The 23,049-nt window shown below is 41.0% G+C and carries 23 protein-coding genes and 1 riboswitch; of the genes, 10 read left to right on the forward strand and 13 right to left on the reverse strand.

Annotation, left to right across the window (positions count from 1 at the left end; all coding sequences use genetic code 11):
* Positions 1–150: 150 nt before the first annotated feature.
* The gene (locus CWC28_RS08150) at positions 151–909 is read right to left on the reverse strand and encodes an AAA family ATPase (RefSeq protein WP_138624964.1); all 759 of its coding nucleotides are present in this window, start codon (positions 907–909) and stop codon (positions 151–153) included.
* 145 nt (positions 910–1,054) lie between these two features.
* A complete protein-coding gene (locus CWC28_RS08155; RefSeq protein WP_063704142.1) occupies positions 1,055–1,954 on the reverse strand; it encodes a LysR family transcriptional regulator in 900 nt (299 codons plus the stop codon).
* Between the two features lie 131 nt (positions 1,955–2,085).
* Here CWC28_RS08155 and CWC28_RS08160 point away from each other — a divergent pair, with 131 nt between their 5' ends.
* From CWC28_RS08160 to CWC28_RS08180, 5 genes are all read left to right on the forward strand, one after another.
* Positions 2,086–2,955 (forward strand): EamA family transporter, encoded by an 870-nt coding sequence (locus CWC28_RS08160; protein ID WP_462176229.1) that lies wholly within the window; start codon positions 2,086–2,088, stop codon positions 2,953–2,955.
* 63 nt (positions 2,956–3,018) lie between these two features.
* Complete coding sequence (locus CWC28_RS08165; RefSeq protein WP_063704146.1) at positions 3,019–3,987, forward strand: hypothetical protein; 969 nt, start codon at positions 3,019–3,021, stop codon at positions 3,985–3,987.
* Positions 3,988–4,008: 21 nt separating this feature from the next.
* Positions 4,009–4,416 (forward strand): hypothetical protein, encoded by a 408-nt coding sequence (locus CWC28_RS08170; RefSeq protein ID WP_138624965.1) that lies wholly within the window; start codon positions 4,009–4,011, stop codon positions 4,414–4,416.
* A 336-nt stretch (positions 4,417–4,752) separates the two neighbouring features.
* The gene (locus CWC28_RS08175; protein ID WP_063704150.1) at positions 4,753–5,724 is read left to right on the forward strand and encodes a calcium/sodium antiporter; all 972 of its coding nucleotides are present in this window, start codon (positions 4,753–4,755) and stop codon (positions 5,722–5,724) included.
* A gap of 34 nt (positions 5,725–5,758) precedes the next feature.
* A complete protein-coding gene (locus CWC28_RS08180; RefSeq protein ID WP_138624966.1) occupies positions 5,759–6,595 on the forward strand; it encodes a mechanosensitive ion channel family protein in 837 nt (278 codons plus the stop codon).
* 71 nt (positions 6,596–6,666) lie between these two features.
* On the opposite strand, the gene CWC28_RS08185 is transcribed toward CWC28_RS08180, so the two are convergent.
* From CWC28_RS08185 to CWC28_RS08195, 3 genes are all read right to left on the reverse strand, one after another.
* Positions 6,667–7,416, reverse strand: a complete 750-nt coding sequence (locus CWC28_RS08185) for a hypothetical protein (RefSeq protein WP_063704154.1) — start codon at positions 7,414–7,416, stop codon at positions 6,667–6,669.
* A 16-nt stretch (positions 7,417–7,432) separates the two neighbouring features.
* Positions 7,433–7,528, reverse strand: a riboswitch (cyclic di-GMP riboswitch).
* A gap of 400 nt (positions 7,529–7,928) precedes the next feature.
* Complete coding sequence (locus CWC28_RS08190) at positions 7,929–8,264, reverse strand: zinc ribbon domain-containing protein YjdM (RefSeq protein ID WP_063704157.1); 336 nt, start codon at positions 8,262–8,264, stop codon at positions 7,929–7,931.
* 75 nt (positions 8,265–8,339) lie between these two features.
* Positions 8,340–8,906 carry a Tll0287-like domain-containing protein gene (locus CWC28_RS08195; RefSeq protein WP_063704160.1) on the reverse strand — a complete coding sequence of 189 codons (567 nt, stop codon included), beginning with the start codon at positions 8,904–8,906 and terminating at the stop codon, positions 8,340–8,342.
* Between the two features lie 245 nt (positions 8,907–9,151).
* Between CWC28_RS08195 and CWC28_RS08200 the strand changes: the two genes are divergently transcribed.
* Positions 9,152–10,687, forward strand: a complete 1,536-nt coding sequence (locus CWC28_RS08200; protein WP_082874051.1) for an EAL domain-containing protein — start codon at positions 9,152–9,154, stop codon at positions 10,685–10,687.
* A 42-nt stretch (positions 10,688–10,729) separates the two neighbouring features.
* Positions 10,730–11,194, forward strand: coding sequence for a TlpA family protein disulfide reductase (locus CWC28_RS08205; protein WP_138624967.1), 465 nt, complete (start codon positions 10,730–10,732; stop codon positions 11,192–11,194).
* On the opposite strand, the gene CWC28_RS08210 is transcribed toward CWC28_RS08205, so the two are convergent.
* Positions 11,169–13,598: a bifunctional diguanylate cyclase/phosphodiesterase gene (locus CWC28_RS08210; RefSeq protein ID WP_158679740.1), complete on the reverse strand. Its 2,430-nt coding sequence runs from the start codon at positions 13,596–13,598 to the stop codon at positions 11,169–11,171. The two genes, CWC28_RS08205 and CWC28_RS08210, sit on opposite strands and share 26 nt — an antisense overlap.
* 255 nt (positions 13,599–13,853) lie before the next feature.
* Between CWC28_RS08210 and CWC28_RS08215 the strand changes: the two genes are divergently transcribed.
* Together CWC28_RS08215 and CWC28_RS08220 are read left to right on the forward strand one after the other, a co-directional pair.
* On the forward strand, positions 13,854–14,441 hold the full coding sequence (locus tag CWC28_RS08215) for a DUF4202 domain-containing protein (RefSeq protein WP_105173700.1): 588 nt from the start codon (positions 13,854–13,856) through the stop codon (positions 14,439–14,441).
* A 20-nt stretch (positions 14,442–14,461) separates the two neighbouring features.
* Positions 14,462–14,977 carry a TFIIB-type zinc ribbon-containing protein gene (locus CWC28_RS08220; RefSeq protein ID WP_138624968.1) on the forward strand — a complete coding sequence of 172 codons (516 nt, stop codon included), beginning with the start codon at positions 14,462–14,464 and terminating at the stop codon, positions 14,975–14,977.
* A 51-nt stretch (positions 14,978–15,028) separates the two neighbouring features.
* Here CWC28_RS08220 and CWC28_RS08225 read toward each other — a convergent pair whose 3' ends face one another.
* Complete coding sequence (locus CWC28_RS08225) at positions 15,029–16,027, reverse strand: NADP-dependent oxidoreductase (RefSeq protein ID WP_105181660.1); 999 nt, start codon at positions 16,025–16,027, stop codon at positions 15,029–15,031.
* 181 nt (positions 16,028–16,208) lie between these two features.
* Here CWC28_RS08225 and CWC28_RS08230 point away from each other — a divergent pair, with 181 nt between their 5' ends.
* The gene (locus tag CWC28_RS08230) at positions 16,209–16,649 is read left to right on the forward strand and encodes a MarR family winged helix-turn-helix transcriptional regulator (RefSeq protein WP_138624969.1); all 441 of its coding nucleotides are present in this window, start codon (positions 16,209–16,211) and stop codon (positions 16,647–16,649) included.
* On the opposite strand, the gene CWC28_RS08235 is transcribed toward CWC28_RS08230, so the two are convergent.
* The 6 genes from CWC28_RS08235 to ispG all read right to left on the reverse strand — a co-directional run bounded on the left by CWC28_RS08235 (position 16,646) and on the right by ispG (position 23,046).
* Positions 16,646–17,026, reverse strand: coding sequence for a VOC family protein (locus CWC28_RS08235; protein WP_063704185.1), 381 nt, complete (start codon positions 17,024–17,026; stop codon positions 16,646–16,648). The two genes, CWC28_RS08230 and CWC28_RS08235, sit on opposite strands and share 4 nt — an antisense overlap.
* Positions 17,027–17,140: 114 nt before the next feature.
* Positions 17,141–18,610: a ribosome biogenesis GTPase Der gene (gene der / locus CWC28_RS08240; RefSeq protein WP_063704187.1), complete on the reverse strand. Its 1,470-nt coding sequence runs from the start codon at positions 18,608–18,610 to the stop codon at positions 17,141–17,143.
* 75 nt (positions 18,611–18,685) lie between these two features.
* The gene (bamB, locus tag CWC28_RS08245) at positions 18,686–19,864 is read right to left on the reverse strand and encodes an outer membrane protein assembly factor BamB (protein ID WP_105173696.1); all 1,179 of its coding nucleotides are present in this window, start codon (positions 19,862–19,864) and stop codon (positions 18,686–18,688) included.
* 9 nt (positions 19,865–19,873) lie between these two features.
* Positions 19,874–20,494 (reverse strand): YfgM family protein, encoded by a 621-nt coding sequence (locus tag CWC28_RS08250; RefSeq protein ID WP_138624970.1) that lies wholly within the window; start codon positions 20,492–20,494, stop codon positions 19,874–19,876.
* A gap of 24 nt (positions 20,495–20,518) precedes the next feature.
* Entirely contained in the window at positions 20,519–21,793 is a 1,275-nt protein-coding gene (hisS, locus tag CWC28_RS08255) for a histidine--tRNA ligase (RefSeq protein ID WP_063704195.1), read from the reverse strand.
* A gap of 134 nt (positions 21,794–21,927) precedes the next feature.
* Positions 21,928–23,046, reverse strand: a complete 1,119-nt coding sequence (ispG, locus tag CWC28_RS08260; RefSeq protein ID WP_054553525.1) for a flavodoxin-dependent (E)-4-hydroxy-3-methylbut-2-enyl-diphosphate synthase — start codon at positions 23,044–23,046, stop codon at positions 21,928–21,930.
* Between the last annotated feature and the right edge of the window lie 3 nt (positions 23,047–23,049).

Below are 23,049 nucleotides of genomic sequence, written 5' to 3' on the forward strand. Positions count from 1 at the left end.
CTTAATTTAGTAGTCTATTTTGAGGCAAAGAAACCTCGTTGATAGCAAGGCAAAAATTTCGTTATTTAGTTGTTCTAACTCAGAAATTTTTAACGCAGGTAGCGACAGGTTTAATCCCTCAAAATGATTAAGTATTATTGCTGATTGGTATCAGTCACCTTCAGGCTTGAAAAGCTCTTCGAGCATTGGCTGTGGGTTGTTTAGAAACGCCTTTGTAATTTGGTAATGCTCAGTATCCTCATAATTTATTTGTTCAATACCTTGTGCTCCCACTTGGTAGATCCTCGCACCTGGGTATGCCATTAAAATCGGTGAGTGTGTGGCAATAATGAACTGAGAGTTTTGCTCAATTAGTTGAAACATGCGACTCAAAACAGCCAACTGCCTAGAAGGAGAAAGTGCGGCCTCAGGCTCATCTAAAATGTAAAGCCCATTACCGGAAAAGCGGTTTACCATAAGCGCTAAAAAAGATTCGCCATGTGATTGGTGATGAAGGGATGTACCACCATAGGCATCTATCAGTTTAGGCTCCCCAGAAAATCCCAAATCTAAGTCATCAATATTTGATGCAACGTTATAGAAGCTTTCGGCACGTAAAAAGAATCCATCTTTGTATCTCTTAAACGATTTTGAGAGTAGCAAGTACTTATGAAGCTCTGAATGCGAGTGCTGAGTTTGAAAGTTAAAGTTTTTAGAGCCACCTTCGGCGTTAAAACCCAAGCCGATAGCAATTGCTTCTAAAAGAGTCGATTTCCCAGAACCATTTTCACCCACAAATATTGTGACATGCTTTGAAAAGTCTATTTCAAAGAGCTGATTAACCGCAGGAATAGAGAATGGATATGTATCAAAAGAGAAAACGTGCTCTCGTTTGAGTGTCACCTTTTGTAGATACGGTAATGCTTCCATACAAAATATTCCTATTAAAGACCAAAATTAGTAAAAAACTGACAGAAATGCTCTGCTTATTTTAAAACCTAACTTATAGGAGTTAGGTAAATACAATCAAAACTCTAAGAAAACCAAACTTTAAAAGCAATATTAGTAAACTTTACTAACTCGCTACAAATTCATTTTTTAGCCATGCGATCAATTGTTGAATGCTGGTATGTTTTAATTTGTCAGCTTTGCAGGCATAGAAAAATGACTGCTGCGGATGGATAACTGCACTACCTAGCTGTACTAATTCGCCATATTCGAGCTTTTCTAAAACAAATTGCTTATGGGTAACCAGTAGGCCAAGCTCTCTTGTTACAGCTTGCAATGCTTGAGCTGTGGTTTCAAAAGAGCGGTTTTTTTGTGCTTTAGGGCAGGCAATATGGTTATGCTCTGCCCAAATCTGCCAGTTATTGTTTCTGCGGGCATTGAGTACCTGGATGGCGGGAAAGCGGTTTAATAGTTCATTGATGTTGTTTGTAGTTTCTGACTTTAATAATGACGGGCTGCAAACTAAAACAAGTTCATCATCTGCTAATTTCTCACAGTGGTACTTTTGCCAGTTTTGCGGATCGCCCTGAAAAATAGCCATGTCGATGTTGCGTCTTTCGAGGTCAACATCACCAACAAAGTTTGATAAGCGAATATCTAACTCAGCATAGCAATTTTGTAGCTTATCAACCCTTGGTATCCACCAATGTAATGCCAAAGAGTTCACCATGTTGAGTGAAATAGAATGATGATCTTTGTCTTTATTTTTAACTTCTTCGCTTGCCGAAATAATGGCCTGAACGGCGGGCGAAACGCGTTGATAATATAGTTTTCCAGCATCATTTAAATACACTTGTCTGCCAACCCTATCGAACAGTTTTACCTCAAGCTGTTGCTCAAGAGACTTGATAGCTTGGCTGATAGCCGAGTGACTAACGTGAATTGAATCTGCGGCTTTAACCATGCTGCCAGTCTCTGCAACGGCAATGAAACTGTATAAGGATTTGAGCGGGATATTGTGTTTCATATGTTAGTTTTTCTTACATATTAATGCGGTTTTATTCGCTTTTTTATAATTTCAGCAGAGCGTATCGTGAGCGTCATCTACTCGCTTTATAAACAATGTAAATGAATATTAGTCACCGCTCTAGTGCCTTAATGCTGCTATCTACCCTCACTCTAGCACTGAATGGACTGGTTACCCAGTTGTTAACCCCCATGCTGCCAATAATTTTACTGTTATTTTTAAGGTTGCTCTTACCTGGTTGTTTAATGTTAGCAACAGCACGAGCACGGTTTTGGCATTATGTTAGTTTTTCTGCATTAAAAAATGTGATGCTACGGGCTGTTTTTATCACCTTGTGCCAAGGATTTTTTATTTTAGCGCTTTACAAACTTACGTTAATTGAGGCAGTTGTGTTGTTTAGCACCGGGCCTTTGTTTATCCCATTGCTTGAAAGTGTGGTGTATAAGCGAGAAATCGACTTGTTTGTCGTACCGACTTTGTTGTTAATGATGATAGGGCTGATCATTCAAAGTATGACCGACCAAGGGATTACGTTACGTTGGGAGCTATTAATTGGTCTGGCGGCTGGCTTTTTTAATGCTTGTTCGCAATTGTGTTTATTTCAAATTAGTAAAGAGAAAACCCCAGTTCTGGTTGCCAATGGTTTTTGCTTTTTAATTGCGGCACTATTCAGTACGCTATTTTTCATTCTGCCGCTGTTCGTTGGTGGGCTAAATGTTGAATTCGCAGCAGGCAGCTGGGTGGTTGAGAATGCGTGGTTAATGTTAGGTTTATTAGTGCTATTAGCGGTATTTAGTAGTGCTACGCAATACTTTAGAAGCTTAGCATATAAACTAGTTGCCACCGGCTCTGAACTGGCACCGCTCATTTATACGTCAGTGGTATTCTCATACCTTCTTCAGTTAACCATTCTAGATAGCCCTGTAAATGGGCAACAATTGTTAGGGATTAGTTTTATTGTTATTGCTTGCTTAATGCAAACGAAGCGAAACCGCAGTTGAGTTTCGCTTTTATTATTGTTTTCTTGTAACTTACTTAGCAACAAAAATGATAAGTAGGTTGTTATGTCTGGGTATGCTTTTGTTAGGCAAGGAATAAAGCCATTTTTAATTGTGGTACTGTTGTTCGTTATTTATATATTTTTTTCACGAGAAGCTGCAATCTTTGTAACCAATTCAGAATTATCAAATGATACAAAAGCTACGCAGCACGTTGAGGCACAAGCAAGCATACCAGCCACAAAGCCTGCTGCGAGTTTGTTAGCTGATGAATCAACTGAGCAAGGGAGTGAAGTTAATGACAGCCGTGAACTTATTATCAAAAATGCACCGAAATGGCGTTTTGATGGTGTGTTAATTGACCACTTAACAGAGCTAAAGCAACGCGCTGAACAAGGTGATGCTGAGGCTAGCTATCTTATCGCACAAAATCTTAAGTACTGTTTTAATGCTCCTTTAGATGCTGAGGCGCTTGAAGCAACATTAACCGAAAGCTATGAATTTAGCGATGCTGGCGATACGCAAAACCGTGCTTTAGAAAAATATGAGTATTGCCAAGGGGTAGATTTAGCAACGCGGCGGTCTTTTTACCGTTATTTGGTAATGGCAGCAGAAAAGGGGTCAGCCTTTGCGCAGCAAACGTTTGCTGGGCTAACTCCCGAATTTTACATGAAGTCGCAATTTCCTGAGAAGTTGTCACGTGCCGAGTTCATCAAAAATCGCGATAGTTTTAAAGAGCGTAAAACCGTATTTTTAGAGCAAGCAGCAAAGCAGGGCAGTGAACAAGCGCTGATGAGTTTAGCGAGCATGTATTACAGCGAACAAGTTGGTGAGCATAGTGCAGCAAAAGCCTACGCTATAAATCGACTCATTATGGAAATCACGCAAAATAACGATGTGTATAATCGTTATGCGTGGTTTGAGCAAAGACAATACCCGACACTCTCAGATGAAGAGCTGAATATCGCGAACAATTTATTTGAACAATGGCTTTTGCAAATAAAGCAAAATGGTACGCTATACCCAAAGAATTAATAACCCAAAGCAAGGATGGCAATGATGTTTGAACCAAACTATGCAAGTTACACTCTTGAAGAGTTGTTAGATTGCAAAGCGAATATAGACGCACAAGCATGGCCCGAGCGCCTAAAAGACATCGAAAATGCATTGAGTGTTTATGCCAGTCAATCTACTGAGCACGAAAAACAGTACAAACAAGCGGTGTTTGATGTTTATTGCGAGACGTTACGCCACGATCTAACCATCAGTATCGACGATAATATTCTCTGGTTGTTAAGACCGTTTTCTAAGCAAGCTAAAGATATTACCCCCAGTACGTTTGCTGGCGAAGTTTGCCCACTTTGCAAAGGAGATATTAGCGCAACCACATGGGCTGCTGGCTGGCAGTTGAGCTGCGAACATTGTGAAGTAACGGGGATTGTTGTAGAGCATTTGAGCTTCTAAAAAATAAATAAAAAAGGAACAAATAGAGCTTTAATTGTATGACTTTTAGCTATATAGTCTGTACCTAACCTTAGGGGAGTAGTCTCTTAGATTAAGATGAACGTCAACAGTCTCCGAACCAATGTTCGTGGCGTTCATGTCCGCAAGCCGGATTGACAAGACTTAAGGCATGTATCGGGTTCAATGGGCGACCACGATGTATGCCTTATTGTTCTTCGCCCTAAGGAATCGTCTCGTGCTTGTTACATTTCAAAACCATTGTTATGGTTATTTCTGTTTTCTTAAATCGCTTTATTTACCACATTTCGCTTTGCCACCCTTTTGCGGGAGAGCACGATGATCTTGTTTATTCTTGCCATTATCGTTGGCTTTGCATTGCTGATTTGGAGTGCAGATCGTTTTGTTGATGGCGCCGCTGTAAGCGCAAAATATGCAGGTATGCCAAGTTTGCTCATTGGAATGATAGTGGTTGGCTTTGGTACGTCGGCTCCTGAGATGTTGGTATCGGCTATGGCTGCTGCTGATGGCAGTCCTGAGCTTGCTTTAGGCAATGCTGTGGGGTCAAACATTGTCAATATTGGGCTTATATTAGGGATAACCGCGTTAATAGCCCCGATTACTGTTCACTCTTTGATTGTCAAAAAAGAGATCCCGCTACTGCTTGCAGTAAGTGCGCTATTTGCATTACTGATTGTTGATGGCGACTTATCACGTTTCGATGCGGGTATCTTGTTATTTGGTTTTTGCAGTTTTATTGGTTGGAGTATTTATTCTGGCCTTAAAAGCAAAAATGACAGCTTAGCAAAAGATGTTGAGCACGAACTTAACGTGCAAACTATGTCACTTAAAGCGGCTATTACTTGGCTTATCGTTGGGCTTGTAGTCCTCATTGCAAGTTCAAGGTTATTGGTATGGGGGGCGGTCAATATTGCTGAACTCATGGGGATTAGCGACCTCATTATAGGTCTCACAATCGTGGCACTTGGCACCTCCCTCCCTGAGCTTGCAGCTTCAATTGCCGCAGCCAGAAAAGGTGAACACGACATTGCGATTGGTAATGTGATTGGCTCAAACATGTTTAATATTTTAGCTGTCACAGGTATTGCAGGGATGATAGCGCCTGCTGTTAACCTTTCACCGGATCTATTATCGCGAGACTGGCTGGCGATGATCTCTCTTTCAATATTTTTATTAATTTTTGCCTATGGGCACCGTGGTGTTGGCAGGGTAAATCGCGCTGAAGGCGTTGGTTTATTGCTGATTTTTATTGCCTATAACGCATGGCTTTTCCTTTCAATTTATAAATAAATGCAATTTAGAACTCAAAAAATCAAGGACCTTTATGAAGCAAACTATCAATGAGTTTTGGCTCAATAACTCAGAAACAATTATAGCGCTAGGCTATAAAGTGATACTCGCAATTGCTATTTTAATTGCCAGTGCAGTACTTGCTAAGTCAGTGAAAAAGGCTATCAAAAACTCCAATGCTACCCTTAAAAAAGTTGATAATACCTTGCTGCCTATTTTGTCGTCTGTGGCAGGTTATGCCGTGTATATTATTGGCGGGGTGTTTATTTTAGATATCTTTGGCGTGAATACAGCAAGCCTTATTGCTCTAATGGGTGCTGCTGGTTTAGCGATAGGGTTAGCCCTTAAAGACACCTTAAGTAATATTGCAGCAGGCATGATGTTACTTATATTAAGGCCGTTTAAAGTCGGTGATTTTGTTGAGATAGGCTCGATGCAAGGTACTGTCTCTGAGGTAAACCTATTCACCAGTGTTTTTCAAACGATTGATGGTCTTTATATCGCATCACCTAATGGTATAGTGTGGGGTAACAATATTAAAAACTTCACGCGAAATGGCAAACGCCGAATGGATATTGTTGTGGGTATTTCATATGCCGATTCAATCGATGATGGCTTTGCGGTGCTAAAAGATATTGCCGCGAACGAAAGCCGTTTACTGAGTGAGCCAGCGGCGCAAGTGATGGTGACAGCCATGGCTGAGAGCTCGGTGAATATTCAGCTAAGAGCATGGGCTAAAAATGAAGACTATTGGCAAACCTATTGGGATTTAAACAAACGAGTTAAAGAGTCAATCGAGAATGCAGGCCTGACAATTCCTTTCCCACAACGTACTTTACATATACCTGAAGGCGTGGTGACAAAAAAGTAAAATAAAAAAGCCTAGCGCAGGCTAGGCTTTGAATGAAAAGGAAAGCTAGTTATTGTGATTTTTCTAAATTATTATTTAAACACGACTTCACCATAGTAATGAGGCTCTTTACCATTTTGTTTAAGCATGTAAGTGCACTTGACGCCTTTTTTACCAAATTGACCAACAGGTGCATGATCTTTGAGTACATTTATTTTTTGACCATTGAAGTCACAAATAAAGTCACGGATTGAACCTTTAGTCGACGTAAAATCCCCAAGCTTCACTTTATGATTCTTTTTGAAAACAAAAGCTTTATGAGAGTTACCATTTCGGTAATCGAACATATCCAAACTTAGGGTTGTTTTATAGCTTTTCGTTACAGCACCTTGGCCATTAGCATCGTTAATAATGCCTGTCCATGTTACAACTTTATTTTTTCCTCGATAGTGTTTTGGCGACTTACCTGTGTCTCCACCTGGCATCAAAGTAAAAGTTATAATTTCGGCATTACTACCGGGGCGAGATTTCCATGAGCATTCAATGCCGTTTTTGAATTGATGGTAATTCAATCCTTTTAGACCTGGCCCTTTAATAGCAGGGCAGGTTACTTTGCCGCCAATGCTATCCGAATACATCATTTTGTATTCTTCAGGTTTTATATATGCTTTGTTATCACCATTACCATAACGAACTTCATCGTAAGGAATGGTCAAGAAAACTCCTTTCGTGCCGATTTCGCCTCGCAATGACTGTGCACCAAAATTCGGATCGTCTACTGCGTAAGCTGTTGATGTGAAAGCGACAGCAAGTAATGCTGTGCTAAAGATGTGATGTTTCATTGTTCTGGATTCCAAATTCCACAACCCGGCTATCTTCCCATTTCCTTACTTCTTTCAGAGAAGACCCGTGGCTTTCCGTCCCTACCTCACAGTAGGTTTGGCAGTATTAATACATTAGTTTTGTTAAAAACATATTTGTATGACTGCATGAACACCTATTTATAGTTCCTAAATAGTGTTCAAAATACCTGCTTTTTAAACGTGGTTTAAATCATATTCCGTATTCAAGAAATAATGATTGAAAAGAAGTGTAGGAGAATAATTATTTAATGCAAAATAATTAGTATAAATTTATTATTCCTGTACCTTAAAGTAAGTGTTCTGGATCTGTTTTGGGATCAGTGTGTTGTTTTTGGGTATGTTCTTATTATTTTGATTTTAAATGGAATATATTTTCAGTGAAGTTCTATATCTTTGAATTAAAATGCTATTCTATTTGAAATGTTTTTTTGTTTCTTTAAAGTATACTAATTGAGCAGTGTTTTTATATTGGGCACTGCTCAATATGTTTATTAAGCTTTTTTAACAAACTTAGCAGTTACCATCATTTCACCGACGCCATCAACTTTACAGTCTAATTCGTGGTCTTTTTTATCTAACACTCGGCGGATAACGGCTTTGGTGCCAATTTTAATTACTTGTGAGCTGCCTTTAATTTTTAAATCTTTAGCAACGGTCACTTTATCGCCATCGACCAATAAGGTACCGTTAGCATCTCTTACATCGATTACATCAACGTTATTAACAGCATTTGGATCCCACTCATGAGCGCACTCTGGGCATACTAAGTTGTTTTGATCTTCATACACGTATTCAGAGTTACATTGTGGGCAAGGAGGTAAAGACATAAATGGCACCTTGGTTGATTTTAAAAGGGTATTTTAATTGCTAAGAGCAAACTATGCGAGTACAAGGCATATATTTTATGGCTCAGACGTGTCGAGTTCTTTGGTAATAGAGAATATTCCTCTTAAATCACCAAGCTGATAACCTGTCGCTAAATCATTTGGGTAATGCTCGCTAAGCGCTTGCTTTACTTCTGGCGCAATCGTTTGACCATGACAATTGAGGCACACTGGCGCGACTTTTATCGCTTTAGCAAAGCGAAATTGACCATCTTTGCTGGTTGAAAAAGTCACATTATCGATGCTTTCTGTGTTTCTGATCATATCGAGCAACTGAGCGATTTTTTCAGCTTCCCAGTCATCAGGTTTATTATTTGGATTACGGTTTTTAGTGCTTTTACGCGCTACAGTCCAACCATCGGTTGATAAGCTTTCAGCAATGGCTGGGGCTTGCATTTTGCACACGTTAATTCCTTCAACTAAACCGCCTTGTTTGATTGCAGCTGCCAATGCTGATTTGAGCGTCGTGGCAAATTCAGTTGCTCGCTCAGCTGCTTCGGTTTCTAGAGTCGCTGAGTTTGTTGCGGCATACAGACTAGGAGAAAGTAATGCAGTACATAGCACAATATTTCTTAAGGAAAGCATAGTAAAACCTTATATTAGATATATCTAATATAGTAGTTCGTTTTTACCAATTTAGCGAATATAATTGTTGAGTTTTTCAGTTCTATGACAATGCTAAAAAAGAGCGTTATTTGTATTTTTAGGTACACCTTTTTTATGGCATTTAAGTTAGAATGTGCAATGCTTATTATCAGATAACATATTGAGTTTGCACTTTGCCTAAACGCAGATACAAAATTAAAGCCATAACGCTTGCGAGTATTGGAATGATGCTTGTTTTTGCTATCGATTACCCAATGGAAGTCGCGGCAAAAAAGCAGGTTGCGCGAGAGCAAATACGGGCAGACTACCAATGGCTTAAATCAGATCTTGATAAGCAAACTAAGCAATTAAAAGATTTTTTTATTCAGTCAGATACGCTTGATCCGAGCTGCTCAAGCACGACGTTGCTAGCGCTTCGCCAAGCCCATTTTCATATCTCGAATGTTGCCGAATTTGGTGTTGTAAACCCAGATGGCTATTTAACCTGTACCAGTTGGGGGGCTCCACCTGAGCCAATAAAGACCATAGGCCCTAAGCCTGTTAAAAGCCAACAGCTGCGTTATTTTGGGCCAATTCATACCAATTACATTGGTGAAGCTGCTTTGGTTATAGCTAAAACCCGCAGTGATGGCTTTGAGATTAATGCTTTATTGCCGCAGCCATTATTGAGCCGAAAAATAAATGAGCTTGATAGACCCTATGATTTTGTTGCTTTAGTCGATGCAAAATTGGGTGTACCTATCACGATTGTGGGTGGTTATACCTTGCCACTTGACTATGATTTGTTTCCTTTAACGAAAACGACTGAGCTTAATGATCATCGGTTTGACGATACACATCAGCACTATTTACTAGCTGAGCCTGTCAAAGATATCCCGAGTCTTGCTTTGGTCGTCGCTGTCAATGTTGATACCTTATACAGAGGTGTTTATACCCCGCCTTTGGCAAGTATTTCATTGTATGTGTTTGTATTTGTTTTATTGTTCTTCTTTTCTAAAGCGTACCATCAAAATTACCGTAGCCGTAAAAATGAGCTGATTAACCATTTAAACTCTGGTGATTTTATTAACTTTTATCAGCTTATTTGGAATGCAAACACAAAACAGTTTGCAGGGGTTGAAGTGTTAGTAAGGTTAAATCATCCACTAGAGGGAGTCTTAACGCCGAATCGCTTTTTACCGGATATTGAAAGCAATAGCCTTAACTTAGCACTGACCTATGCTGTGATTGAAAATATCACCGAAGATTTAGTAAAGCTCACCCAGTGGCATCCAACATTAAAGGTGAATATCAACATTACCGGTGAACACCTCAAAGATGACAAATTTAAGCAGCTTGCTCTTGAGTTGAACACCCAGATCCCACATTTGGTACTCGAAATAACCGAAAACGAACTGATTGAATCTGACGATACTGAAGTGATAGAGACCATTACGCTATTTAGAGAGCAGGGGGTCAGAGTGGCTATTGATGACTTTGGAACGGGTTATGCTGGCCTGCAATATTTAAAATCATTGCCTTTTGATATTTTAAAAATCGATCAAAGTTACACCGCAGCCATTGGCACTAATTCACAGCTGGCTATTTTACTTGATGCGTTAATCGAACTGGCTAAAAAACTTGAGATTGATATTGTTGCTGAAGGGGTGGAAACCCAAGCTCAGGCTGATTACTTGTTGGCAAAAGAAGTCTATTTCCATCAAGGTTGGCTGTATCATAAAGCGCAAGGCATCGAACAGCTAATAAGCAAAAAACTGTGACTTTATTTTTCACTTAGTTATAGTGGTGAAAAAGGAGACTCAATGAAAAAACTAATTTATATCGCCGCTTTGTTATTTTCTGCCCTAATATTTGCAGACACCGCTCCATACAGTGGAGAGATAAGTCGAGATGATTTACTTAAAGACTACGCTGCATTTAGTGAACAGTACAATGAATACACACCGAGTGAAGAAGAGTTAACCACGATAAAAACACTACAAGGTAAGCAAGTTTTGGTGTTTTTAGGCACTTGGTGTCATGACTCAAAACGAGAAGTACCTCGATTTTTAAAACTTCTCGATACAGCGAAAGTACAGTTAGGCTCACTTAAATTAGTGGCTGTTGGCTACGATAAACTTGACCCTGCAGGGTTAGCAAAACAGCACGACTTACTGTATACGCCAACCATTATTGTCCTTGATGGAGAAAAAGAGCTTACCCGTATGATCGAAAAGCCAAAACAAAGCTTGGCAGTGGATCTTACGCAACCGGGTCAAACGCTATAAAATCATCAATAGATAAGGGCATTGAGATTAAGTAACCTTGAATATAATCAATGCCTTTATCACTCACCAATTGCCACTGCTCTGAGCTTTCGACCCCTTCTGCGGTAATCGTTAAATCAAGTTGATGGGCTAAATCACTCATCGTTTGTAAAAATAAACCATCTCGTGGGTTATCCACGCAGTTACAGATAAAAGCACGATCAATCTTAACGTTATCTAGCGGAAACTGCTGAATTGACGACAGTGATGAATAACCTGTTCCAAAGTCATCGAGTGATAAGTTAAAACCCGCTAATTTAAGTTCATGCATTAGGTTTATAGCGTACTGGGTATTTTGAAATAGGGCAGATTCGGTGATCTCAAGATTAATTTTTTGATTAGCTGGGAATAGCTTGGCTTTTTCTTTACTCAGTCGTTTCACTAAATGCACATCAGAGAACTGCTTACGTGAGAGGTTGATCGACACTTTAATATGAATGTTGTTATCAACCATGCGATGGCAATCTTCAGCAACTTTAGCAACAATCCAACGAGACAATAAATTAATGAGCTCAGATTGTTCAGCGATGGCTATAAACTCCACAGGTGACACAAAGCCTCGAACAGGGTGTTGCCAGCGAACCAATGCTTCACAGCCAATCAGTGTACCATCTAGAGTGTTAACGATTGGCTGATACACCATACTTAGCTGCTCGTTAGTCGAAAGCGCATGGCGTAAGTCACTTTCGAGGTTACTTTGTGCAATGAGCTTCTCTTTCAGAGATTGGCTATAAACGGTAAAGGGTTTTTGCGTGCGGGGGCATTCATTCATCGCAATCAGAGCAGTATTGATTTGCTCAGCAGCATCGATGTTTTGTAAATGCGGATAGCCGACGCCAATGTATAAGTGGTAAAAATGAGCGCTACCAGCGGTTTCAATTATGCCGCCGACCTGATGCTGAAATTTGTCTAATAGGGCGGCGAGCTTTTCATCAAAAATAGCTTCTTTTAGTAACATTAAAAAGCAGCCCTGTTTGATATGCGCGCAAAACGCTTGATGTAAGTCAGAAAACTCAATTAGCCGGTTAGCAATGGTCGTTTGTAGTTCATTTAAGTAATCTTGACCGTAAATATCTTCTAATTGTCGATAGCCTTTGATCTCGGCGCACAATAAAGTCAGGCCGCTACTGTATTGGTCTTCAGGGCATAAACTGGCGATATACTTTTCACTGTAATGGCGATTGGCAAGGCCGGTGACTGAGTCAAAGTGGGCTTGCTGATAAAGCTCATGTTGGCGCTGTTTTTCTGCACTGATGTCTTCAATCGTACCTACCAAGGTATTGGTTTTAGGGTTCCATTCTGCGTGCTCGTGAAACCAGCGTTTTTCTCCATTGAGTTTGATTGTGTATTCAATTTCGATTGGGCTACTAGGCTTAGTATGTATAAAATTTAAAAACGTATTTTTATAAAAGCTATCGATTTTTTTACAGACATCCGTAATTGATTGCACTTTGCTTTGTTCTTTAAATAGTGCTTTTGCTTGAGCCGATAATTGCCGAATGCTTTTATCAGGCGACAAATGCCAACTACCCACGCCACTGAGTAACTGAGCTTGTTTTAATTCAAGTGCCTGCTCAGACAGCTCCAAGGTTTGCTTTTGTACGAGCTTTTCGAGGTTTTGCTCGTGTTCCCGTAATCGGCATGTAATCGTAATCAAATAGCAGCTAACCGATGAAAATAGCAGGACAATCAGTAACAGCACTAAAAATTCAACATGCGCCCGATAAGCAAACTCATCTTTAATACCCACAACCCAATGCTGATTTTCAACATCGAGATTGTAGGTTGACCATTGCTTTTGCTCAAAACTGTGGTTATTTAAAAGCGGCGCGTAGTTATTAGCTGTTTTTTGCCAAACCTCATAGAGGTGAGGGTGTGAAGTCGTGTCAGGTCGTAAATTTGCAATAAACTCAGGAAAACGTAGCACCGCGATTGCAAAACCCCAAAACTCATTCTGATTAAAAATCGGTAATCGAGCGACTAAGCCTTGACCACCTTGAGCCAACTCTTTAGGTCCATCGATTTGCATTTTTTGCGTATCAATCGCTGTTTGTAATGACGCTTGAATGCTTTGCATCTTGAATAAGTCGATACCAATCACGCTCTCGTGACTGGTTAACGGGTAGCTGTATTTTATTACCCCCTTTGGTGCGAGTTGAATAGTTTGGCTACCATCACTGTGAGTTAAAATCTCTGTGGCAAGGGTTTCGAATTCAGTTTGTGTATATGCAAAGTCACGCATTGCGGCGCGAACAAGGTAGGGGCCAAGGAGTGCGCTATCAAGTGCTTTTTCAAGATTACTGCTGTAACTGTTAAGTGCTGCATTTTGCTCAATTTCATGCATTTCTTGTCTATCGTAAAACACTTTTAGCGCGATAGCCGAAAATAAACAGAAACTGAGAAAAAAAGAAGTAAATAACAACGAAAAATATGTAATATTACGCAAAGGCATCCCTGAATGAGGTATGTATTTAAGTACTAAGTTTGCTTTTAAAAATACTAGTTTAGGGCTACCTGATTGTCTAGCTAAGAGCTAGGATTTTAGTTGAATTTTTAGCATGTTAAAGAATTATTTGTACCTAAATACAATAGATTACAAACTTAAGTAAGATTAAACGCTATGTACCAAGCCGTGATAAAAGCCATAGATGCAGCGAATGCTGTCGATCCAAATCGTGTGAAACAAGATGATCAAGAGTTTGCAAAAGAATCATTATACGCAATGCGTATGACCGATATGCTAAACCGTTTCAATCCACAAGCTGATGAGTTGATGCACATTGCCGCACGAGGTCAACATATTGAGCGCTGGCGCTCTCCTCGCAGTGATTTCCCTATGGGTAAGCAAGGTTATTATCAATGGCGCACGGCTTTATATGATTTCCATGCAGAGCGTGTAACAGCCCTTATGAAAACGGCTGGTTACGCATCAGAAGAGTGTGAGCGTGTATACGCAGCAGTGGCAAAAAAGAATATAAAGCGAAACCCTGATAGCCAATTGATTGAAGACATCGCAAGCCTTGTGTTTATTGAGCATTACATGCTTGATTTTGCAAGTAGTAAGCCTGATTACGATGAGCAAAAATGGTTGGGTATTATTCGTAAAACCTGGCAAAAGATGTCAAACGAAGCACATGACTTTGTGCTAGCTGGTAACATCAGCTTACCAGAGCCACTTAAACCGTTAATAACAAAAGCGCTACATTAATTGTAAAACAAGGATGTATTATGTTTTGCCCGCGTACTAAAACAGCCCTAGAAGCAGTAAGCATTGGCGACGTTAAGGTGTATTTATCAAAAAGTGGAGGCGTATTTTTTGATAACCGACAAATATTCCACTTTAGCGATCCGAGTTTAAAACCCGCGCAAGTGCTGCTGGCTCATTTACAAAGCCTGCCAACAGAATGTGTTGATTTAGCAACGCGTATTAATTGCCCGAAGTGCCCTGACATAGTGATGATGCGACGTTTTTTTACGCCACTAAAAGTGGTTGAAATAGACGAATGTCCAAATTGTGCTGCTATTTGGCTTGATCATGGTGAGCTTGAAAAGATCCATGAAAATCATTTAACGCCAAAAGAACGTGAAATGCTGCGTATTGATATGGCCAATAATCATGGTTTTATTCAAGTTAAAATCCCGAAAAGGCGTTACTCTGTTCATGCTGAAAAGCCTGAGTCTAAAGCCGCGTCATCTTTAGAAAAACTAGCAGAACTTGCGTATTTATCGATTTTGAATGACTGAAAATAAGAAGCCTGTAACAACTAAGATACAGGCTTTATTTGTAATTAAGCGTTAAAGCTTAACTAGCATTTTTCCTTTATTTTTACCTTCGAACAGACCAAGAAATGCATCAACGGCATTTTCGATGCCATGGTATACCGTTTCTTCAGATTTAATTTTACCTTCGCTGATCCACGCACCCATTTGCTCAATAAACTCAGGAAACTGATCAAAATAATCAATCACGATAAACCCTTGCATGGTGAGCTTTTTCGAGTTGATATAAAACAGGTTGCTTGGCCCTGGCTGTGCTGTGTCGTTATTGTAACCTGAGATCATGCCACATACAGGAATACGGCCGTAATCGTTCATTACATTGAGTGCGGCTTCAAGGTGATCGCCACCTACGTTTTCAAAGTAAACATCAATACCTTGTGGTGCCGCTTGTTCAAGGGCTTCTGTTAGGTTTGCGACCGTTTTATAGTTAATTACCGCATCAGCACCTAACGCTTTAACCATCTGTGCTTTTTCGTCAGAGCCAACCGATGCAATCACTTTACAACCTTTTAGCTTGGCAATTTGGCAAACAATGCTACCTACCGCGCCTGACGCTGCTGATACAAACACAGTGTCAGTTTCTTTTAGGTTAATTACCTTTGTTAGACCTGCCCATGCGGTTAACCCGGTCATACCCATGGTACTTAAAAATAGTTGGTCTGGTAGTGGCACGTTTGGCAGTAATGTTAAGTCGCTGCCATTGCTAATGTGCATGGTACGCCAACCGCTAATATGACTTACTTTGCTTCCTACAGGAAAGTCGTCATTGCGCGATTCAATCACTTCGCCGATAGCACCGGCTTCCATTACTTCGTTTAAGTTAAATGGCGCGATATACGATTTACGATCAATCATGCGCGGGCGCATATAAGGGTCAACTGACATCCAGGTATTTTTAATTAATACTTCGCCGTCGTTCAAATCTGGAAGTGTTACGTCTACCTGCGCAAAATTGGCTTGTGTTGGTATACCTGTTGGGCGTGAAACTAAATGAATTTGTTGACTTGTCGCCATATAAACCTCGAATGAACTAGATCAGAATCAATTAATGAATTGTGCAAAATATTTGCGCGCAAACTATTTGCGATCAATTTAATGATCTTTACAGTAAAAGGCAATAGACTGTAGGAAAATAATTTGCGCGCAAACTAAATTGCGGCAATAATACGGCTTTATTTCAGTTTAGGGTAATTACATGAGCAACAACTTATCAGACAATGTGTGTTTCACTTTATATAGTGCAACCAATGCGTTGATCAGAGCGTTTCGACCAATCCTCGAAGCTTATGACTTAACCTATCCGCAATATATTGTGATGCATTCGCTTTGGTATAATAACCAAGTGAGTTTAAAAGCGCTTTCTCATGACACGCACCTCGATTCAGGCACCTTAACACCGATAGTTAAACGCCTTGAATCAAAAGGTTTATTGACGCGTCAGGTATCAAATGAAGATGAGCGTAAAAAAGTAATCTCGTTAACCGAGCAGGGCATGCAGCTTAAAATTGATGCTGAAGAATTATCAACCAAGTTAATGGCGGGCTCAAACATGAGTTTAGAGCGAATCGAGTTACTACGTGAATTAACCCTTGAGCTGCATACTGACCTAACAAAAACGGACCTTACAAAAGGCTAATCTTCTACTAAACACACTAATGTGCCTTCAATAGCGCGAACATACGCATAATGTTGAGAATCTTTTTTAGTTGGCGGGCACAATGGCTCAGCACCAGCAAGCACGGCTTTATCGTAACTTTCGACTAAATTGTGGCAGCTGAATCTTAGCTCAAAACCAAGTGCAGGTTGCTTAGGGTGGGCACGAATATACCCCTGCTTAAAATATGATTGCGCATGCGGGTGGGTTGCAAAAGCAAGTTTAACGGATCCTGTAACAAGTTCACCGTATTCGGCATCGTCACTGATATGATTGGTATTAAATCCAAATGCTTGATAGTAAAAGTCGAGTACTTCTTCTACGTTATCGACGTAAATAACCTGACTTAAAAATGCCATTTATGCAACTCTATTTATTATTCGTTTATTAAATAAAGCATAGTTTTAGCAATAAAAAAACCTTGTAAGTCATACTTACAAGGTTTTTTTTAATACTTAAAGCTTACGTGGCAACTACGACTTGTTGCGGTTTTCTTTCGCAAACGCACGGATTTTACGTTTTTGTGATAAGGTCACCTTGTTTGAGCGGCCTGCGTATGGATTATCGCCTTCTCTAAATTCAATTTTGATCGGCGTACCCATGATATTTAATGCTTTACGATAATAGTTCATTAAGTAGCGTTTATAGCTATCAGGTAAGTCATGAACTTGGTTACCGTGGATCACGATACGTGGTGGGTTATAGCCACCTGCGTGAGCATATTTAAGTTTTACACGACGACCGCGAACAAGTGGCGGTTGGTGATCGGCTTGTGCCATATCCATGATACGACGTAGCATCGCTGTGCTAATACGTTTAGTTGCTGATTCGTACGCTTCGTCTACTGACTCAAATAAATGACCCACACCGGTGCCGTGTAAAGCAGAGATAAAGTGTAAACGTGCGAAATCGATGAAACCTAAACGACGGTCAAGCTCTGACTTAATACGTTCTTTAACGTAATCATCAAGGCCATCCCACTTGTTAACAGCAACAACCAATGAACGACCCGCATTTAAAGCAAAACCTAATAGGCTTAAGTCTTGATCAGAAATACCTTCGCGTGCATCAACCACTAAAAGTACCACGTTGGCATCTTCAATGGCTTGTAATGTTTTAATAACTGAGAACTTCTCAACAACATCGCTTACTTTCTTACGCTTACGAACACCCGCAGTATCAATAAGAATGTATTCTTTGTCGTTGCGTGTCATCGGGATATAGATAGAGTCACGAGTTGTACCCGGCATATCGTAAACGATTACACGTTCTTCACCTAAGATACGGTTTGTAAGTGTTGACTTACCAACGTTAGGGCGACCGATGATAGCAAGTTTTACAGGCTTATCTGCAAAGGCTTGTTCGCTGTCTTCACCTTCTTCATCTTCACTGTAAAGATCAACCAGTTCGTCATCACTTTCTTCAAGTTCTTCACTTTCACCGGCAAGTTCAGCAATAACTGGCTGTAAGGTTGTTTCAAGTAATTGCGTGATACCACGGCCATGCGCTGCAGCAATGTGATGTACGTCGCCTAAGCTTAACTGGAAGAACTCTGCACAATATGAGTCTGCATCAATACCATCCACTTTGTTTGCTACAACAAAGCATTTCTTCTGTTGTTTACGAAGGTGGTTAGCAATTGCTTGGTCAGCGGCAGTCATACCTGCGCGGGCATCCACTAAAAATAATACGATATCGGCTTCTTCAATCGCGAGTAGCGATTGCTCAGCCATTTCGGTTTCGATACCTTGCTCAGAACCGTCAATACCACCCGTGTCTACCACGATAAATTCATAGCCTTCGTAATCTGCTTGGCCATATTTTCTATCTCGTGTTAAGCCAGGAAAGTCGGCTACGAGGGCGTCACGAGTACGTGTTAAACGGTTAAATAATGTGGATTTGCCCACATTGGGTCGCCCAACAAGAGCGATCACGGGAAGCATAAACTACCTCTTAAAAAAACAACAAAAGGCTTCGCCAAGCGAAGCCTTAGAAAAATAACGTTTACTATTAGTAAGTTAGTTTGGAATTTTAACCGCGCTAACTTCACCATCTCGGGTGTATAAAATTAATTTGTCACCGGCAACAACAGGCTCAATAAAGAAACCTGAGCTGTCAAAGTCTTCGCGCGATACAAGCTCGCCCGTTTCTTTGTCTAACCAGTGTAGGTTACCTTCTTGGTCACCCAGTGCTAAATATTTACCAGCCACAGTTGGGCCTGTTAAGTACCAGCCGCGTAGTGCCGGTTGGCTCCAACGCTCAATGCCTGATGTTTTATCTAGACCGTAAATAACACCATCGCTATCAACAACATAGATAGACTGGCTATCCATCGATAAATCACGGTAGCTGCTGTATTCACGTTTCCAAACAACATTACCTGAACGAATATCAACGGCTGCTAAGTTACCATTATAGGCGATTGCATACGCATATGGACCACTAATTAACGCTTGTGTATCCACATCGACTAAACGTTCAAACTCAGAGGCACCTTTTGGAGAAGCAATTTCAGCACTCCACGCAGAGTAACCATTTTCTGAAATTAATACGCTAAGTTTGCCTGTTTCAAGGCCTAGCAATACACCACCGTTTGCTACGGTTGGTGAACTTTGACCACGTAACGTTAATGGAGGCACTTCTTGTTCAAAGCTCCAACGCTCTTCACCTGTATCTGGGTGTAAAGCTAATAATTTACCTGAGCCTAGGTTTACAAAAATTAAGCCGTCGCCTGCAGCAGGTTTAGCAAGTACTTCGCCTGGCATTGTTTTACGCCAAACAATCTCACCTGTTTCACGGTCTAGAGCGGTTAAATAACCATGCTCAGAACCAACAAAAATCTTGCCGTAAGCTTGTAAAATACCACCCGATAACTTGGCACTTTCTGTGGTTTCCCAAGGCCAAAAGGCTGGGTTTTCACGAACATCGGTTTCCCACAGAGTATCGCCATTTTCAAGCGATAGGGCTTCAACTTCACCTTCGCGGTTTGCTACATACACAACATCGTTATGAATAGCCGGTGTTAAGCGCGAGAAATAATGCTGAACACCATCACCAATTGATTCTTGCCAAACCACTTCTGTCTCAAATTGATTAACAATTTCAGGCAGTACCAGTTCATCTTCGTCATCACTTGACGAACACCCAGTTAGGGTTGCGATACACAGAGCAAGTGTTGCCGCTGTTAACTTCTTCATCTTAACCCCTTACGCCGCTGGGCTAGTTTGTGCTAAGTCATCAAGTTTAATTTGTAATAACGGGTTATTTTCAAGGCCGCCATTATCAGCCGCTGCTTGGTATTGGCTGCGTGCTTGGTCTTTGTCGCCTTGTGCAGCATAAACATCGCCTTTTAATTCAGCGACTGCAGCAGCAAATGATGCTGGAAGCTGGGCATTTAGCGTTGTTAGCGCTTGCTCATATTGCTTTTGCGCAAGGTGAACACGAGCAAGGCGCGTTGTTGCCGTTGCTTTTAGCTCAGGGTTTTGCTCGTTGGTGATGATCCAGTTAAGCTTTTCGCTTGCTGCATCAAGGTCATTCTTTTCAACGGCTTCTTTTGCCGCTACAAATGCTGTTAGCGTGCTGTAGCTTGACTCGCTATTATCTTTGATAAACGTATCCGCTTTTTCTAGCACGGCACCGCTTTCAACAAGTTGTGTGAAAGAGTCAGATGCTTTCTCAGCTGTGGTGATTTGGTTTTGGTTATAAGCTTTCCAACCATATAAACCACCTAAACCTGCAACAATGCCAATTGCAAGTGCTAAACCATTTTCACGGAAAAAGCGTTTGAGCGCTTCTTCTTGTTGTTCTTCTGTTGAATAAATTTCCATGCTTACCTCTGTTGCTAGCTGGGCTTAAATAAGCTCAGCTAGTAGCGTTTTCGCTTCTTCTAGTTTTAAGGTGACTTGTTCTTTACGTTCACGTAAGTACTTAATTGTCACAACGCCTTGTTCTAATTCATCTTCGCCGATAATAACCGCTACAAGAGCATCGCTTTTATCTGCGCGTTTTAATTGCTTTTTAAAGTTGCCACCGCCTGCGTGCACCATAACACGAAGACCGGCAACATCTTTACGTAATTGAGCGGCAATGATAGGCGCTTGAATGCTGGCTTTATCGCCCATGGCTGCCAAATATACATCAGCACTACGGCGGATGTCACCTACACATTCGAGTGCTTGAAGTAATAACACTAAACGCTCAAGACCCATTGCAAAACCTACCGCTGGTGTTGCTTTACCGCCTAGTTGTTCAACTAGACCATCGTAACGACCACCGGCACAAACGGTTCCTTGTGCGCCTAGGCTATCAGTAACCCACTCAAAAACGGTGCGGTTGTAATAGTCAAGGCCACGTACAAGCTTTTCATTTACCGTGTATTCGACGCCAGCAGCGTCTAAACGTTCACATAAATTTTCAAAATGTTCTTTTGATTCAGCGTCTAAGTGCTCAGATAGTTTAGGCGCATCAGTTAAAATGGCTTGTACATCAGGGTTTTTGCTATCTAACACACGTAATGGATTGGTGTGCATACGACGCTTAGAGTCTTCATCAAGTACATCGACGTGTTGCTCTAAGTAAGCAACAAGTGCATCACGATAGTCTGCACGTGCTTCATTTGAACCCAATGAATTAAGCTCCAGACGAACGTGCTCACTGATACCAAACTCTTTCCATAATTGGGCTGTCAGCAAAATAACTTCTGCATCAATATCAGCAGTGGCAATGCCGAATGTTTCTAAACCGAATTGGTGGAATTGACGGTAACGGCCTTTTTGCGGACGCTCGTGACGGAACATCGGGCCCATGTACCATAAACGTTGTTCTTGGTTATACAGTAAACCGTTTTCATTACCTGCACGCACACAGACTGCCGTACCTTCAGGGCGAAGTGTTAAGTTATCGCCATTACGGTCAGCAAAGGTGTACATCTCTTTTTCTACGATATCGGTTACTTCACCGATAGAGCGCTTGAATAGGTCGGTTGATTCAACAATTGGAAAACGAATTTCTTGATAACCAAACGATGAAACTGTTTCACGTAAAATGTCTTCTACTTTCTGCCAAATTTGCGTATCGCCTGGCAGACAATCGTTCATACCACGAACTGCCTGAATTTGTTTTGCCACTGATAAATCCTAAATACTGTACGTGCGCTGAAAAAAAATCGCGCCTCAAGAAAAACTAAAAATTGACCCGCTATTATACCGTTTGGGTTCTAAAGGTAAACGGCAAACCTGAGGGTTTGCCGAGTATATGCGAATTATTCAACGATTTTGATGTCGATTGGCGTTTCTTTCTCTTTCTTAGCGATAAAGTCACGCACATAGCCTTCAAGTTGGTCGACAATGTTATCGTTATCGATACGTGCTTTTTGGCGCTCGCCATTGATGTATAAGCCTGAGCGACGGTTTGCACCAGCAAGGCCAATATCACTTACAAGTGCTTCGCCCGGACCATTTACCACACAACCAATTACCGACACTGACATAGGTTCAACCACGTCTTCGAGGCGCTCTTCAAGTTGGTTCATGGTGCTTACCACATCAAACTCTTGGCGTGAGCAGCTCGGACAGGCAATAAAGTTAATGCCGCGTGAGCGAATGCGTAATGATTTTAAAATATCAAAACCCACTTTGATCTCTTGTACCGGATCGGCTGCAAGTGATACGCGCAGTGTGTCACCAATGCCTTCGGCAAGTAGCATACCTAAGCCAACAGCTGATTTAACTGAACCTGAGCGCATACCGCCTGCTTCGGTAATACCTAAATGCAGTGGCTGGTCAATTTCTTTGGCAAGTAAACGATACGCACCGACCGCTAAAAATACATCTGACGCTTTAACAGAGACTTTAAATTGATCAAAGTCTAAACGTTGTAAGATCTCAACGTGACGCATAGCTGATTCAAGTAAAGCTTCTGGCGTTGGCTCACCGTATTTTTCTTGTAAATCACGCTCTAATGAACCGCCATTAACACCAATACGAATAGGAATATTGTGCTCGCGTGCTGAGTCTACAACGGCACGAATACGCTCTTCGCTGCCGATGTTACCAGGGTTAATACGCAAACAATCCGCACCATACTGAGCCACTTTTAATGCAATACGGTAATCAAAGTGAATATCCGTTACCAACGGGATAGTGACCTGTTCTTTAATGCTTTTAAATGCTTCAGCAGCTTCCATGGTGGGTACTGATACACGCACAATGTCGGCGCCAGCATCTTGAATAGCTTGAATTTGTGCAACCGTTGCATCGATATCTAGGGTGTTGGTGTTAGTCATCGACTGGACGGCAATCGGTGCACCATCACCAATTGGCACATTACCTACGTTAATACGGGTCGATTTTCTACGTTTAATAGGAGATTCTGAAAACATTGC

The organism is Pseudoalteromonas sp. S4492 (assembly GCF_005886115.1).
Lineage (GTDB): Bacteria > Pseudomonadota > Gammaproteobacteria > Enterobacterales > Alteromonadaceae > Pseudoalteromonas > Pseudoalteromonas gelatinilytica.

Bases quoted from the DNA above. Each gene is read 5' to 3' on its own strand.
- CWC28_RS08165 (WP_063704146.1), top strand. From the start codon at position 3,019: ATGTCTGGGTATGCTTTTGTTAGGCAAGGAATAAAGCCATTTTTAATT.
- ispG (WP_054553525.1), bottom strand. From the start codon at position 23,046: ATGTTTTCAGAATCTCCTATTAAACGTAGAAAATCGACCCGTATTAAC.
- CWC28_RS08155 (WP_063704142.1), bottom strand. From the start codon at position 1,954: ATGAAACACAATATCCCGCTCAAATCCTTATACAGTTTCATTGCCGTT.
- CWC28_RS08235 (WP_063704185.1), bottom strand. From the start codon at position 17,026: ATGGCATTTTTAAGTCAGGTTATTTACGTCGATAACGTAGAAGAAGTA.
- CWC28_RS08150 (WP_138624964.1), bottom strand. From the start codon at position 909: ATGGAAGCATTACCGTATCTACAAAAGGTGACACTCAAACGAGAGCAC.
- CWC28_RS08160 (WP_462176229.1), top strand. From the start codon at position 2,086: ATGCTGCTATCTACCCTCACTCTAGCACTGAATGGACTGGTTACCCAG.
- CWC28_RS08230 (WP_138624969.1), top strand. From the start codon at position 16,209: ATGAGCAACAACTTATCAGACAATGTGTGTTTCACTTTATATAGTGCA.
- CWC28_RS08250 (WP_138624970.1), bottom strand. From the start codon at position 20,494: ATGGAAATTTATTCAACAGAAGAACAACAAGAAGAAGCGCTCAAACGC.
- CWC28_RS08185 (WP_063704154.1), bottom strand. From the start codon at position 7,416: ATGAAACATCACATCTTTAGCACAGCATTACTTGCTGTCGCTTTCACA.
- CWC28_RS08175 (WP_063704150.1), top strand. From the start codon at position 4,753: ATGATCTTGTTTATTCTTGCCATTATCGTTGGCTTTGCATTGCTGATT.
- CWC28_RS08170 (WP_138624965.1), top strand. From the start codon at position 4,009: ATGATGTTTGAACCAAACTATGCAAGTTACACTCTTGAAGAGTTGTTA.
- CWC28_RS08220 (WP_138624968.1), top strand. From the start codon at position 14,462: ATGTTTTGCCCGCGTACTAAAACAGCCCTAGAAGCAGTAAGCATTGGC.
- CWC28_RS08195 (WP_063704160.1), bottom strand. From the start codon at position 8,906: ATGCTTTCCTTAAGAAATATTGTGCTATGTACTGCATTACTTTCTCCT.
- CWC28_RS08215 (WP_105173700.1), top strand. From the start codon at position 13,854: ATGTACCAAGCCGTGATAAAAGCCATAGATGCAGCGAATGCTGTCGAT.
- bamB (WP_105173696.1), bottom strand. From the start codon at position 19,864: ATGAAGAAGTTAACAGCGGCAACACTTGCTCTGTGTATCGCAACCCTA.
- CWC28_RS08205 (WP_138624967.1), top strand. From the start codon at position 10,730: ATGAAAAAACTAATTTATATCGCCGCTTTGTTATTTTCTGCCCTAATA.
- CWC28_RS08190 (WP_063704157.1), bottom strand. From the start codon at position 8,264: ATGTCTTTACCTCCTTGCCCACAATGTAACTCTGAATACGTGTATGAA.
- der (WP_063704187.1), bottom strand. From the start codon at position 18,610: ATGCTTCCCGTGATCGCTCTTGTTGGGCGACCCAATGTGGGCAAATCC.
- CWC28_RS08225 (WP_105181660.1), bottom strand. From the start codon at position 16,027: ATGGCGACAAGTCAACAAATTCATTTAGTTTCACGCCCAACAGGTATA.
- CWC28_RS08200 (WP_082874051.1), top strand. From the start codon at position 9,152: ATGATGCTTGTTTTTGCTATCGATTACCCAATGGAAGTCGCGGCAAAA.
- CWC28_RS08180 (WP_138624966.1), top strand. From the start codon at position 5,759: ATGAAGCAAACTATCAATGAGTTTTGGCTCAATAACTCAGAAACAATT.